General features: G+C 63.5%; 12 protein-coding genes and 2 tRNA genes. 10 read left to right on the forward strand and 4 right to left on the reverse strand.

From position 1 onward, the window contains the following. Positions 1–30 precede the first annotated feature (30 nt). Both phhA and DJFAAGMI_RS11045 read left to right on the forward strand, forming a co-directional pair. Complete coding sequence (phhA, locus tag DJFAAGMI_RS11040; protein WP_211457177.1) at positions 31–915, forward strand: phenylalanine 4-monooxygenase; 885 nt, start codon at positions 31–33, stop codon at positions 913–915. 241 nt (positions 916–1,156) lie between these two features. Then, a complete protein-coding gene (locus tag DJFAAGMI_RS11045; RefSeq protein ID WP_211457178.1) occupies positions 1,157–3,604 on the forward strand; it encodes a DUF3772 domain-containing protein in 2,448 nt (815 codons plus the stop codon). On the opposite strand, the gene DJFAAGMI_RS11050 is transcribed toward DJFAAGMI_RS11045, so the two are convergent. Beyond that, positions 3,544–4,539 carry an esterase/lipase family protein gene (locus DJFAAGMI_RS11050; protein ID WP_211457179.1) on the reverse strand — a complete coding sequence of 332 codons (996 nt, stop codon included), beginning with the start codon at positions 4,537–4,539 and terminating at the stop codon, positions 3,544–3,546. The genes DJFAAGMI_RS11045 and DJFAAGMI_RS11050 overlap by 61 nt on opposite strands. 184 nt (positions 4,540–4,723) lie before the next feature. Between DJFAAGMI_RS11050 and DJFAAGMI_RS11055 the strand changes: the two genes are divergently transcribed. From DJFAAGMI_RS11055 to DJFAAGMI_RS11075, 5 genes are all read left to right on the forward strand, one after another. Then, positions 4,724–6,433, forward strand: a complete 1,710-nt coding sequence (locus DJFAAGMI_RS11055; protein ID WP_211457418.1) for an AMP-binding protein — start codon at positions 4,724–4,726, stop codon at positions 6,431–6,433. A 66-nt stretch (positions 6,434–6,499) separates the two neighbouring features. Beyond that, positions 6,500–6,574: transfer RNA gene (locus tag DJFAAGMI_RS11060), tRNA-Val, on the forward strand. Between the two features lie 6 nt (positions 6,575–6,580). After that, positions 6,581–6,655 (forward strand) — tRNA-Val (locus tag DJFAAGMI_RS11065). A 159-nt stretch (positions 6,656–6,814) separates the two neighbouring features. Beyond that, positions 6,815–7,267 (forward strand): bacteriohemerythrin, encoded by a 453-nt coding sequence (locus DJFAAGMI_RS11070; RefSeq protein WP_211457180.1) that lies wholly within the window; start codon positions 6,815–6,817, stop codon positions 7,265–7,267. Between the two features lie 94 nt (positions 7,268–7,361). Then, the gene (locus tag DJFAAGMI_RS11075; protein WP_211457181.1) at positions 7,362–8,324 is read left to right on the forward strand and encodes an MBL fold metallo-hydrolase; all 963 of its coding nucleotides are present in this window, start codon (positions 7,362–7,364) and stop codon (positions 8,322–8,324) included. A gap of 7 nt (positions 8,325–8,331) precedes the next feature. On the opposite strand, the gene DJFAAGMI_RS11080 is transcribed toward DJFAAGMI_RS11075, so the two are convergent. After that, entirely contained in the window at positions 8,332–8,607 is a 276-nt protein-coding gene (locus tag DJFAAGMI_RS11080) for a DUF2798 domain-containing protein (RefSeq protein WP_211457182.1), read from the reverse strand. Continuing rightward, positions 8,600–9,400 (reverse strand): siderophore-interacting protein, encoded by an 801-nt coding sequence (locus tag DJFAAGMI_RS11085; protein WP_211457183.1) that lies wholly within the window; start codon positions 9,398–9,400, stop codon positions 8,600–8,602. Before DJFAAGMI_RS11085 ends, DJFAAGMI_RS11080 begins: the two co-directional genes overlap by 8 nt. A gap of 67 nt (positions 9,401–9,467) precedes the next feature. On the opposite strand from DJFAAGMI_RS11085, the gene DJFAAGMI_RS11090 reads away from it, so the two are divergent. From DJFAAGMI_RS11090 to DJFAAGMI_RS11100, 3 genes are all read left to right on the forward strand, one after another. After that, on the forward strand, positions 9,468–9,911 hold the full coding sequence (locus DJFAAGMI_RS11090; RefSeq protein WP_043007802.1) for a MarR family winged helix-turn-helix transcriptional regulator: 444 nt from the start codon (positions 9,468–9,470) through the stop codon (positions 9,909–9,911). A 338-nt stretch (positions 9,912–10,249) separates the two neighbouring features. Beyond that, positions 10,250–12,565 (forward strand): catecholate siderophore receptor Fiu, encoded by a 2,316-nt coding sequence (locus tag DJFAAGMI_RS11095; RefSeq protein ID WP_211457184.1) that lies wholly within the window; start codon positions 10,250–10,252, stop codon positions 12,563–12,565. A gap of 213 nt (positions 12,566–12,778) precedes the next feature. After that, positions 12,779–13,459, forward strand: coding sequence for a Fe2+-dependent dioxygenase (locus DJFAAGMI_RS11100; RefSeq protein WP_043007806.1), 681 nt, complete (start codon positions 12,779–12,781; stop codon positions 13,457–13,459). A gap of 15 nt (positions 13,460–13,474) precedes the next feature. Here DJFAAGMI_RS11100 and DJFAAGMI_RS11105 read toward each other — a convergent pair whose 3' ends face one another. After that, positions 13,475–14,047: a DUF4124 domain-containing protein gene (locus DJFAAGMI_RS11105; protein ID WP_211457185.1), complete on the reverse strand. Its 573-nt coding sequence runs from the start codon at positions 14,045–14,047 to the stop codon at positions 13,475–13,477. Positions 14,048–14,122 lie beyond the last annotated feature (75 nt).

The raw sequence follows: 14,122 nt of genomic DNA on the forward strand, positions 1-14,122 counted from the left end.
TTCGCGACCCCTCATCTCAGGGAGTGCCTCATGAACAACATCCAGAGCAGCGCCGCCACGACCGGCAGCACAGGTGCAGCGCCCGTCGTCTATGGCCAGTCCGATCGACCACCACGTGGCGACTACACACGGGCCCATGCCGACTACACCTGCACGCAGGACTATGCCTCCTATACCGAGGCCGAGCATGACACCTACCACCGGCTCTACGAGCGTCAATCCGCGCTGCTGCCGGGCCGCGCCAGCCAGCATTTCATTGATGCACTGCCCTCGCTGGGCGCCAAGGAGCGCATTCCGCGCTTCGAGGAAGTCAACGAGCGACTATTCAAGGCCACGGGCTGGGAGATCGTGGGCGTTCCGGGCCTGATTCCCGAGGTGCCGTTCTTCTCGCTGCTGGCCCAGCGCAAATTCCCGGTCACCGACTGGATACGCAAGCCCGAGGAGTTCGAATACATCGTCGAGCCCGACATCTTTCATGATCTCTTCGGCCATGTGCCGCTGCTGTTCAACCCCGTCATGGCCGACTTCATCCAGGCCTACGGTCAGGGCGGCCTCAAGGCCGCCGAGCTCGGCGTCTGCGAGATGCTGTCGCGCCTGTACTGGTACACGGTGGAATTCGGCCTGATCCGCGAGAACGGCGGCGTGCGTGCCTATGGCGCCGGCATTCTCAGCTCCGTGGGCGAGCTGGAGTACAGCGTCAACAGCCCGCAGCCGCATCGTCTGCCGCTGCAGCTGGAGCGCACCATGCGCACGCTCTACAAGATCGACACCTATCAGCAGACCTATTTCGTAATCGACGACATGCCCCATCTGCTGAACCTGGCCGATACCGACTTTGCGCCGCTGTACGAGCAACTGCGCCAGCTGCCCACCATTGGCGCCAAGGAACTGCTGCCCGGCGAACAGCTGATTTAGTCAGCGGATGTATACCGGCACGGGCCCCGACAAGCGCAAGTCCATGCGCCGAATTTTCTGACGAAAATCCGGCTCCACCCCTTTTCAGCAAAGCGCATGCAGCTCCATTTCCGATAGCAATCGATGCCGAATATCCGGGCTGCAAGCCCTGTTTGACCCGGCTGCGCCCTGAAACCCTGCCCGCTGCATTGCACCTATAGTGAGCGCCAGAGGCAAACTGCCGCCCACTCACTTCTTCACAATGCATTACCGCTGCAACCAACTGCTGCGCTGGCTTTTAGCGCTCCAACTTTGCATAGGTCTGGCCGTTGCGGCCGAGCTGCCTGCCAACGGCGATATCCAGACCACTTCCATCGCCCAGATTCAACAGGCATCGACAACGCTGGACAAGGTACGCCAGTCGCTGGACGATGCCGACACCTCCGAAACGCTGCAGGCCCTGTCCGAAAAAGCCCTGCAGTCCAAGCGCGATGCCGACAACGCCGTCACGGCGCTGGAGCCGCTGCTCAAACAGATCGATGCCCGCATTGCCCAGCTGGGGCCGGTGGCCGAAGGCAGTGAGGAATCGCCGGAGCTGAGTCTGCAACGCAAGGATCTGGCCCAACAGCACAGCGAGCTGGACTCCGCGCTCAAGCGCGGCAAGCTGCTGTCCATGGAGGCCAAGCAGACCACGGACAGCATCGAGAAAATCCGCACCCAGCAGTTCAACGCGCAGATCGCCCGCAAGGTGGCGTCCCCGCTGTCGCCTTCGTTGTGGAAACAGTTTGCCGAGCATCTGCCGACCGATCTGCAACGCATTGCGGCCCTGACACGCCAGGGCCGCACAAGCTTTAACGCCGCCATTGCCGAACATGGCTGGTCGGCCACGCTGACCGGCATTGCCCTGGCTCTGTTCGTGATGTTTCCGCTGCGCGTCGGCCTGCGCTATGCGGGCCGCAAATTTGCGGCCTCCGACCACGCCCCCAACGGACGGCTGCGCCGCACGGGTCTGGCCGTCTGGATGCTGGTGGTGGGCACGGCACTACCCGGCTTGGCCAGCCTGGTGTTCATCGAGAGCCTGCGCTCCATAGACGCGATTGCGCCGCGCCTGCAAACCGTGGCCGACGCCTGGATTCAATCCTCATTTGTCGCGGCCTTTTTCCTCTCCGTCAGCGCCAGCCTGCTGGTGCCCAAGCGCCCCACCTGGCGACTGCTCAATATCGACGACATCGCCGCCCCGGCGCTCACACGCTATGCCTGGGGAGCCGCAGGCCTGACCTGGTTCTCCATGATGCTCAACGCGGTGGACATAGCCGCGCGCACCAGTGCCGTCAGCAGCGTGGCACTGGACGGGCTGATTGCACTGATCTATGCCGTGCTCATCATGTCGGTGCTGATGGTCATCAACAAGCAACGCAAGCGTCAGCAGCAGGCCGAGCGCGAAAAAGCCGCCCACCATGGCGACGACTACCGCCCTGCGACAACCAGCCGCTGGCTGATGCTGGCCTGGCTGGGCGGACATCTGACGGTGCTGGCCGCATTGATCGCAGCACTGATCGGCTATCTGAACTTTTCGGTCTTCGCGGCCACGCAGATGGTCTGGATCACGGTGGTGGTTCTGGCCACCTCGCTGCTGATGAAGTTTGCCGACGACCTCTTTACCTGGCTGTGCTCAAGCGATAGCCGTATCGGTCAGGGCTTCGCTGCCGGCACGGGGCTCAAGCAATCGCGCCTGGAGCAGGTCGGCGTTCTGCTGTCGGCCTTCACGCGTGTCTGCCTGCTGCTGCTGGGGCTGATGGCGCTGATCGCGCCCTTCGGCAACTCCAGCAGCCTGATCGTGCTGGCCGATACGCTGACCAACGGCCTGCCCGTGGGCGACTCCTTCCTGCGCCCCATGACCATCTTGCGCGGCCTGCTGGTGCTGGTGGCGGGGCTGACGCTGTTTGGCGCCCTGCAGCACTGGCTGGTGGAGACCTTTCTGCCCAAGACCGAGCTGGACATAGGCGCACGCAACTCCATCAGCACCGTGGCCCGCTACACGGGCATTTTGCTGTCCGGCCTGTGGACGCTGGCAGCCCTGGGCATTGGCTTTGAAAAAGTGGCTCTGCTGGCCAGCGCCCTGTCCGTCGGCATCGGCTTTGGTCTGCAGGCCATCACGCAGAACTTTGTCTCGGGCCTGATTCTGCTGGCCGAGCGCCCCGTGAAGCTGGGCGACCGCGTGCGCATCGGCGATCAGGTCGGCGATATCCGCCGCATCAGCGTGCGCGCCACCGAGATCCAGACCGATGACAAATCCACCGTCATCGTGCCCAACTCGGAGTTCATCACCAAGTCCGTGCAGAACCTGACCATGGACGGTGCGCTGGGCCGCATCTCGATCGCGTTCTCGGTGCCGCTGAACACCGATATCGTCAAGCTGCGCGAGGTGCTGCTGGGCCTGTATGCCGAGCATGAGGCCGTGCTGAGCAACCCCGCTCCGTCCATGTATGTGGACTCCATCAACGGCAGCGTGGTCAACATCACCAGCTTCGGCCATGTCTCCAGCTCGCGCAATGTCTACAGCACGCGCAGCGACCTGCTGTTCGGTCTGCTGCAGCGCTGCGCCGAGCAGAAGATCGCCCTGGTCTCCGCCACCGACATCCACCTGATTCAGGACCCGCAGGCCCGTGCCCCGGCACCGGCTGCGGAGGCGCCTGCCTCGGCAGCCTGATAGCACCCTTGCGATCGCCCCTGCAACTGCTCCCGCAGCTGCAGGCAGTGCTGCCAGACCCGCAGGTCAAACAGCAGCTGCATATGCGCTGCATCGTCGACCTGATGACACTGCGCATTCGGCAGGACCGCCAGATCGGGAGGAAAGACGATGTTGTCGCTGCTGCTGCACCAGCAGCTGAATGGCACATCCTGGGGCGGCGGCCCCAGCCGCTGCAACCAGTCGCTGCCCTCGCGCATGTCCACAGCCGGCAGGCGCTGCGCAAACCTCGCCAGCCAGGCGCCACCATGCGGCGTGGCCACCGTGACCACATGGGCTGCATAACGCGCGCGCTCACCGGCATCGAGGCGCTTGAGCCAGGCACGCACCACCAGGCCGCCCATGCTGTGCGCGACCAGAAGCGGCGCGCGATGCGTGCGCTGGACGATCTCCTTCACGCATCTGTCGAGATCGTCCACCATGGCATCGACAGGACTGCCATGCGCGGGCTCCAGCGTCATGGCCATGCAGGGAATTCCGCGTGCCTTGAGCCCGCGCAGCCAGACGGCCCACACGCCACGGTTGCAAAAATAGCCGTGCACCAGCACCACGCCCACCCGCCCTTGTACCTCCTTGCCCTCGCGATCCTCAGGCACTCCATCGGGCTCGGCATGTTCGCCAAAGGGAATCTGCCAGCCAAACAAGCGCCAGGCCCAGCGCCACTCCGACAGCCAGGCCCGCAGCGCGACCATGGCAGGCGGCAGCGGCAAGCCCCGACTGCGCAGCACCGCCCGCATCATCAGCATCTGCGTGCCCAGTTGCAGCCCGGCTCCGCCCGCAATCAGCATCGCGCCCAGCAGGGTCACGGCAGCTGAGCGCGGCCACCAATAACTGCACCAGAGCAGCAGTGCCAGCCAGCTGCCCATCACCACACAGCGCCAGAACCAGGTATTCAAAGCGGCACCTCCTCATGCGCAGCGTAGCAAGCATGCCGGTCAACGCCTAGGACAAGCCCCCGTAGACCCTGGCAGACCGCATCCGCAGAATCAGCCGCAGCGCAGGTTTTGCATGCTGGCCCCTTTGTTCAACCCGCCGCCCGCGTCCCAGGACGACGAGCGGCTTCTGCAAGGTAACTCTTCTATGGACGCTGCCGCTCCCTGGTTCAAGAACTATCCACCCAATGTGCCTCACGATGTACAGCCCGAGCAGTACCGCTCGCTGGTGCACCTGCTCGAAGAAGCCTTCACCCAGCATGCAGAGCGTCCGTTTTCGGTCTGCATGGACCGCTGGATGAGCTATGCCGAGCTGGACAGGTTCTCCGCACAGATGGGGGCATGGCTGCAGAGCCTGGGCCTGGAGCCAGGGGCGCGCGTGGCCATCATGCTGCCCAATGTGCCGCAGTTCGCAGTCACCATGGCCGGCGTGCTGCGTGCGGGCTTTACCTGTGTCAACGTCAACCCGCTCTACACCGCGCGCGAGCTCGAGCATCAGCTCAAGGACTCGGGCGCCACGGCCATCATCATTCTGGAGAACTTTGCCCGCACCCTGGCCCAGGTGCTGGAGCGCAGCCATATCCGCCATATCTGCCTGACCAGCATGGGCGATCTGCTCGGCGGTCTGTATGGCAGCTGGATCACTTTTGCCGTACGCCATCTGGCCAAGATGGTGCCGGCCTTCGATCTGCCCCTTGGCGCGGCTCCTGGCAGCACCGGCCCGCAGCGCCAGGTCACGCTGTTCAGCAAGGCCCTGGCAGAGGGCGCCGGGCGCAAGCTCGTTGCCAGCACGGCCACGCTGGACTCGGTGGCCTTTTTGCAATACACAGGCGGCACCACCGGCCTGTCCAAGGGCACGGTGCTGACCCATCGCAACATCGTTGCCGCCACGCTGCAGGCTCATACCTGGTTCACCCCTGCGCTGGAAGGCCGGGTCAAGGCCAACGAAACCCATATCGTCGCGGCCTTGCCGCTTTATCACATCTTCGCGCTCACCGTGAGCCTGTTCGCCATGCGACTGGGCGGCAGCCTGAGCCTGATCCCCAATCCGCGCGATATCCCGAAATTCGTCAAGGTGCTCAAGAAGCGCCCCTTCCACGTGCTGCCGGCCGTGAACACCTTGTTCAACGCGCTGCTCCACAACCCCGAGTTCCGCCAGCTCGATTTCTCCCAGCTGTTCATCTCCCAGGCTGGCGGCATGGCCGCCTCCGAAGGCACGGCACGTCAGTGGCAGCAGACCACGGGCTGCGCCATGATCGAAGGCTGGGGCATGAGCGAGACCTGTGCCATCGGCACGAACAATCCGGTGACCAACAAGGAGTTCACCGGCACCATCGGCCTGCCGCTGCCAAGCATTTCGGTCGCCATCAAGGACGATGAAGGCCACAACCTGCCCAACGGCCAGGCGGGCGAGCTATGCATCAAGGGCCCCAACGTCATGCAGGGCTACTACAACCAGCCGGCAGAAACCGCCAAGGCCTTCACGGCCGACGGCTATATGCGCACCGGCGATATCGGCGTTCTGGACGACGAGGGCTACACCCGCATCATCGACCGCAAAAAGGACATGATGGTGGTCAGCGGCTTCAACGTCTATCCGAACGAGCTGGAAAACGTCATCTCCATGTGCCCCGGAGTGCTCGAATGCGCCGCCGTGGGCGTCAAGGACGACCAGCAGGGCGAATCCATCAAGGTCTATGTGGTGCGCAGCGACCCCTCGCTGACGGAAGAGCGTGTCATGCGCTACTGCCAGGAGCAGCTGACGGGCTACAAGCGACCACGCCATATCGAATTCCGCGACGAACTGCCCAAGACCAATGTGGGCAAGATCCTGCGGCGCGAGTTGCGGTCGAACTGAGTTTTTTCAGAAAATTTACGAGTTTTCCCGAAGACATCCAAAGTTGCTGCTAGAATTGCGGTCTTCGGGTGATTAGCTCAGCGGTAGAGCACTGCCTTCACACGGCAGGGGTCACATGTTCGATCCATGTATCACCCACCAGTTAAAGCGCGATTAGCTCAGCGGTAGAGCACTGCCTTCACACGGCAGGGGTCACATGTTCGATCCATGTATCGCGCACCAGACAAAGCCTCTTGAATTTCGGTTCAAGAGGCTTTTTCTTTGGCCGCACAGCAGACCGCCCCCTCTTTTTGGAGGATGCCTGCCCACGGATACGGCTTGCATAATGGTCTTCAGAGACAAGCTGCGCACACTCCGAAGCATTCACAAGAAGACATTGCCATGAGCCACACCGCCACCCTGGTCTGGGGAGACCATCTGCTCATGGGCAACGGGCCCATGGACGAGCTGCACGAGGAATTCGTCGAGCTGATTGCCCTGCTGCAAACCGCCGAAGACAGCGAGCTGCCCAGTCTGCTGCAAGCCATGGAAAGCCATCTGCAGCACCACTTTGCCGAAGAAGACCAGTGGATGCTGAGCACCGGTTTCCCGCCGCGCGACTGCCATATCGACGAACATGCTGCCGTGCTCAAGTCCGTGGCGGAAGTCCGCATCAAGCTCGCCGAAGGCAATGTCGCGCTCTGCCGCGATCTGACCCGGGCCCTGGTGGACTGGTTCCCGGGCCATGCCACGCATCTTGATTCGGCCCTGGCGCACTGGCTGTCCAAGCAGCGCTTTGGCGGCAAGCCCGTGGTGATTCGCCGCAACATCCTGTCTTCAGCCGAATCGCACTGAGCAGCACTGAGCGGCTCGCCCGCGCGACAGCTGCACGATGAGCGGTCTGCTAGGCTTGTGCAAAACACAAAGCACCGCACAGGAGACCAGCCCGATGAATGCATCCCCGGCAATGCATGTCCCACTGCCCCTCGGCATGACCGTGCTGGAGCGCGGCTGGCTGTCGGCCAACAACATCGTCTTTGCCGCGCAGGCCGACGATGCCGAAGGCGCCGCCGTCATCGACACCGGCTATGTCGCGCATAGCGCGCAAACCCTGGCGCTGATCGAAAGCACGCTGGCCGGTCAGCCGCTGGCGCGCATTCTCAACACCCATCTGCATAGCGACCATTGCGGCGGCAATGCCGCACTGCAGCAAGCTTATCCACAGGTGCAGACCTTTATCGCACCGGGCCAGGCCGAGCAGGTGCGCAACTGGGACGAAGCCGCCCTCAGCTATGCCCCTACGGGCCAGGAATGCCCGCGCTTTGCCATCACAGGCCTGCTACGGCCCGGCAGCACGGTGCGCCTGTCGGGGCGCAACTGGCAGATCCATGCAGCCCCCGGCCATGATCCGCATTCGGTGATTCTGTTCGAGCCCGACAGCCGCATCCTGATCTCTGCCGATGCGCTGTGGGAGAACGGCTTTGGCGTGGTCTTCCCCGAAATCGAAGGCATTGCCGCCTTTGACGAGGTCGCCGCGACCCTGGACGTGATCGAGCGCCTGGAGCCCCGCCTTGTCGTGCCCGGACACGGTGGCTTGTTTGGCGATGTGCAGACGGCTCTGGGCATTGCCCGCAAGCGGCTGGCCGGCTTTGTCCAGGCGCCGCAACGCCATGCCAGCTATGCCGCCAAGGTGCTGCTCAAATACAAGCTGCTGGAGTGGCAAAGCATCAGGGTGCAGGAGCTGCAAAGCTGGGTTCATGCCACTCCCTATTTCGGCACTCTGCACCAGAGCTACTTTGGCGCGCAAACGGCACAGCAATGGCTGGACAGCCTGATCGAGAGCCTTGTGGCCAGCGGCGCAGCGGAGCTGCGGCGCGATGCGGCCGGTACTCCAATCCTGCTCAATCAGTGAGGCACGCTCAGTGCTGCACGGTGGCGGCAACCAGCCGCATGACCAGCGGACGCACCAGCACCACGCAAGCAAAGGCCGAGGGCATGGCCAGCGCATAGGCCTTGAGCACTCGCCATCCATAGCCAGCCCCCAGACCGCCGCTGGCCGCCACGATGATGCAGCACATGAAGAACGCCATGATCAGCGCCATGTAGAAGGCAAACACCAGGGATGTGTAGCGCTTGTGCAGCTTGCGACGCGGTATTGCGGTGAGTCGTGAAGGCGGACTTGTCTCTTCAGTCATTCGCGCTCAGTTCCTCGTGGTGGGCGGCCTCGCCCTGCTTCCAGTAGGAAGCAATCCGCATGCGCTTGGGATTGGCACCGGACTTGGCCAGAATGCGCTTGCGCAGATCGGCCATAGCACTATTCTCGCCCGCCGCCCAGACAAAGCCATCGCCCTCCGGCAGCTCCAGCGCATCGACGGCAGCGGCCAGGGACTCAACCCATTGCAGATCCAGCTGCGCAGCACTGCTCCAGCGGCGCTGGTCTGCCGGGTTGCCGATCTGCACCCGCACGATGGCGCGGCTGCCGGCCGGCAGTTCCGCCAGACGGCGCTCCATCGCGGGCATGGCGCTTTCATCGCCCAGCAGCACATGCCAGTCCAGATCGGCGGGCACGACCAGGCTGCCGCGCGGGCCGGCCAGACCCAGCCACTGACCAATGGGGGCTGTGCGCGCCCATTCCACGGCGGGGCCAGAGCCATGCTCGGCGAACTCCAGCTGCAGTGTGTTGCGGGCGGCGTCGTAGTTCAGCGGCGTGTAGTCGCGCATGGTGGGGCGCTCGCCGTCGATATGCGGGCGACCGTCGACCATCTGGGGCAGATTCGGCCTGTCCATCCCGGCCTGGGGCAGGATGAGCTTGGTATGGTCGTCAAAGCCCGCGCTGACAAAGCCTGCCAGTTCGGGGCCGCCCACGGTCAGGCGGATAAAGCCGGGGCTGAGCTGCTCGCGCGCCAGCAACTGCACATGGCGCGAGCGGAATTCGTGGCGTACACGCTGCATGATGGACACTGTCTCGGTGTTGGACATGATTTTCATTAAGTTGATAAAGTCCACGAAATATCCCTTAATAAGTTGACTAAGTCAACAAACAACCTTTCCCACCATGAGTTCATCCATTGCCGCCGATGTGTTCGAGGTGCTGCACGATCTGCTGCACCTGTTTCGCGCGCGCCTGCTTGAGTCGCTTGAAGCGGTGCAACCGGGTCTGACCTTCAACGAATTCCGCATCCTCATGCACACCGGCCGCCACCCCGGCATCACGCAAAAGGAACTGGTCGAGCACAGCCACACCGACAAGGCCCAGATGGCGCGCACCCTGGCCCAGTTGCAGGACAAGGGCTGGCTGGAGCGCTCGGCCAGCGAAGCCGACAAGCGCGTGCGCTGCCTGCAGCTCAGCGCCCGGGGACAGCAGCTGTTCGACCAGCTCAGGCACCGGCGCGAGCAGATAGCCACCGAGCTGCTCAGCGACTTTCCCGAAGCCCAGCAGGGCGTGCTGCACGGGCTGCTGCTGCAGGCCAGGGACAGCGCCCAGGCTACGCGACCGTAAAGACTCTCAAAAAAGAAGCAGGCAGCACATGCTGTTAGATGATTTCAATGTCCTAGCACCTTGAAATGCATGTAGGAAAGGCGGTAGCCGCTCTCATATCCGAAGTGAAGCGAGTGCCCGCCTATCCCGACCATGTTGCTGTGCAACAACGCCAGACATGATTCTCCGTAAACTTTCGCAAAGTTATATTAAGAATCATTATCATTCGCTGCATTCGTACCCGAGTACGCTTTAGCCAGCCAGGACTTCGCCGGACGCCACCCGCGTCTGCGCTCGCATCACAAGTGCAGACAGCCCGTACCAGCCAGCCAACGGTCTTCACTTCCAGTCCTTTCAACATGGCTCAATCCAACATCTATATCCAAAGCCGCAAGCATTCCGCGGGCCGCTTGCCTTCCTCCGCCGGTCTGGTCGCCTGCGCCACCGTGCTGGCCGGTGCCACCCTGGCAATGCCAGCAATGGCCCAGTCTGCGGAAACCGCACTCAAGGAAGTCAAGGTGGAAGGCAATGCCGACACCGGCTACACGCCCGGCCAGCTGTCTTCGCCCAAGTTCACCCAGCCGCTGGTCAACACCACGCAGACCGTCAACGTCATCAAGGAGCAGCTGCTGCAGGAGCAAGGCGCCACCACGCTGACCGAGGCACTGCGCAATGTGCCCGGCGCCGGCACCTTCTACGCAGGCGAGAACGGCAACACCAGCACGGGCGACGCCGTCTATATGCGCGGCTTCGACAGCTCCAGCAGCATCTATGTGGACGGCGTGCGCGACATCGGCTCGATCTCGCGCGATATGTTCAACATCGATCAGGTCGAAGTCACCAAGGGCCCGGCCGGCACCGACTACGGCCGCAGCGCCCCCACCGGCGCTATCAACCTGGTGAGCAAGCAGGCCAATCTGAACAACAGCTTCGGCGGCTCGCTGGGCCTGGGTTCGGCAAGCTACAAGCGTGCCAGCATCGACCTGAATCGCGTCGTCAATGCCGAGACCGGCACGGCCGTGCGCCTGAACGCCATGGCGCAGGACGCCAATGTGGCGGGCCGCAACGGCATCGAGAACAACCGCTGGGGCATTGCACCCTCGTTTGCCTTCGGCCTGAACTCGCCCACCCGCGTGTTCGTGAACCTGCTGCACATCAAGCAGAGCAATGTGCCCGACGGTGGCGTGCTGACCATGGGCCTGCCCGGCTACACCTCGCCGGACCCCGCCAAGCGCGGCTATCTGAGCGGCGCAGCGCGCGTCAACAGCAAGAACTTCTACGGCACGGCCTCGGATCACGACGATGTGACGGCCACCATGGCCACGCTGAAGGTGGAGCATGATTTCTCCGCCACCACCAAGCTGCGCAACACCACGCGCTGGGGCGAGACCAAGCAGGACTATCTGCTGACCGCCTTCATGGCCGGCAGCACCCAGCTGGTCACGCCCAATGCCAACGATCCGTCCACCTGGACCATGTCGCGCAACATCAACACCAAGGATCAGGTCAACCGTATCCTGACCAACCAGACCAATCTGAGCACCAGCCTTGCCACCGGCAGCGTGCAGCATGATCTGAGCCTGGGCCTGGAGCTGACGCGCGAGGAACAGACCAACTACGGCCTGGCCACCAAGGGCACGGTGCCCGCAGTCAGCGTCTACAACCCGGACTCCAGCATCTCGCTGCCCGACTACCAGCGCAACGGCGCCGACAGCAAGGGCAAGACCGACACCGTGGCGCTGTATGCCTTCGACACGCTGAAGTTCAACGACCAGTGGCAGGCCAATCTGGGCCTGCGTCTGGACCGCTACAAGACCTCGTACAACGCCATGGCGGTCTGTACGGCCACCTCGACCACCCAGCCCTGCGGCAGCAACCCCGTGGGCACCGTGGTGCCCACCACGTCGGACGGTCTGAGCAAATCCGGCACCTTGCTGAGCTGGAAGGCCGGCGTGCTCTACAAGCCCGCCCCCAATGGCAGCGTCTATCTGAACTACGCGCTCTCGCAGCAGCCACCTGGCGGCAGCAACTTTGCGCTGTCGGCCGCGGTGAACAATGCCGCCAACCCCAATATGGACCCGCAGAAGGCCAAGACGCTGGAACTGGGCAGCAAATGGGAACTGGCGGAAAAGAATCTGATGCTCAGCGGCGCGCTGTTCCGTACCGAGGTGACCAATGAAATCGTCACCAACTCCGACGGCACCGTGGGCCAGACCGGCAAGAAGATCGTGCAGGGCCTGGAACTGGGCATGATCGGCCAGATCAACAAGGCCTGGGGCGTGAGCGCGGGCTACACCGTGCAGAACACCAAGGTCGACACCGGCGCACTGGTGGCAGCCGACGCCAGCAACGGCCTGACCTATACGCCCAAGAATGCCTTCAGCCTGTGGAGCACCTACCAGTTGCCCTTCGGCCTGACGGTCGGCGGCGGCGCGCGCTATGCCGGCGGACTCAAGCGTGGCACCGACGGCGCCGTGGGCACGCCCAACCACACGGACTCCTACTGGGTGTTCGACGCCATGGCCAGCTACCGCGTGAACAAGAATCTGGACATCCAGCTCAATGTCTTCAATCTGTTCGACAAGGACTATGTGGCAGCCATCAACAAGAGCGGCTACCGCTACTTCCCCGGTATTGCACGCTCGGCTCGTCTGACGGCAAACTTCAAGTTCTGATTGGAACTTCTCCCCTGAGGCGCTGGCGCGCCTAGGCGGCCCCGCCTTCCCCCTCTCTGGCGCTGAGCGCCGGAGGGGGACGACAGCCTCGCTGCGCGGTGGCGCTTGCTCGCTGCCCCTTACCTGGATCGCGCCGTCTTCAGCGGCAGCGATCCGCTTTCCGACTTGCAGCCTCGCCCAAGCGGGGCTTCTCCATTTCAAAGAATTCTCACCATGATGCTGCATATCCCCCAGGTCCTGAGCCGCGAGCAGGTCGCCAGCATGCGTGCCGCCATCGATGCCGCCGACTGGGTCGACGGCCGCGCCACCGTGGGCAGCCAGGGCGCCCAGGTCAAGCGCAACCGGCAGCTGCCCGAGCACTCTCCCGTGGCCCAGGAGCAGGGCCGCATCATCTTGCAGGCGCTGGCAGCCAGCCCGCTGTTCTTCAGCGCCGCCCTGCCTGCGCGCACCATGCCGCCGCTGTTCAATCGCTATAGCGACAGCGAGACCTACGGCCTGCATGTGGACGGCGCGGCACGCCGCGTCGCGGGCTCCGAGCAATGGCTGCGCACCGATGTGTCCTGCACGCTGTTTCTCTGCGAGCCCGAGGACTACGAGGGCGGCGAGCTGGTCGTGGTCGACACCTACGGCACGCACGAGGTCAAGCTGCCTGCGGGCGACCTGATCCTCTACCCCTCCACCAGCCTGCACCGGGTCGAGCCTGTGACACGCGGCGAGCGGGTCTGCTCCTTCTTCTGGGCCCAGAGCATGGTGCGCGACGACGCACGCCGCGCCCTGCTGTTCGAGATGGACCAGGCCATCACCGGCCTGCGCGGAAAACTCGGCGAAACCGAGGAGACCGTGAGCCTGACCGGCCACTATCACAACCTGCTGCGCATGTGGGCCGAGACCTGAGGCCCGCCGGAATGCTCAAGGCCGGTGCTTTTCGGCGCAGCCGACCAGATGGTTGTACACGCTGGTCATGCACTGGTACATATCGCGCGAGCGTCCCGTGGCGGCCTTGCAGTCGCTGACAGTGGCCTGGGAGCGCAGCTTCACGAAGTTGCCCGCCGAGCTGTCGTACTGGGCCTGGGTGATATAGCCGCCCTTGAGGTTTTTCTGGCCGTTTTCCAGCATGGTCTCGATCTGGCTGCGAATGTTGTCCACCGCCAGCGCGCAGTTCAGCGCCACTTCCTTGCCATCGACCTTTCTCAGGCCCTGGGCCAGACCGTCGACCATTTCCTGAGCGCCCTTGGGCAGCTTCCTGGTGCCGTCGGGATTGCGTGCCTCGGCTCCTTCGCCAAAGCGCCCCGCCCCCGCACCCGAGCTGCCATTGGGCGAGACCTTGACCTGTGATGCATCGGCCTGCTGCGGCGGCAGTTGCGAGCCGTAATGCGTCTGCCCCTGCGCATCCACCCATTTGTAGACGGGCTGTGCCATCAGGGCACCGGCCCAGACCAGTCCCAGCGTGGCGACGAGCACGCGGCTTCTTGCTGCTGACATTGCGACTTTCTCCCTCACTCGGTATGGGTCTGCCATGCGCAGAACCGGCACTTGTAAAGAAGTGTAAACAATAAT

Source organism: Comamonas brasiliensis (assembly GCF_018292285.1).
Taxonomy (GTDB): Bacteria; Pseudomonadota; Gammaproteobacteria; order Burkholderiales; family Burkholderiaceae_C; genus Comamonas; species Comamonas brasiliensis.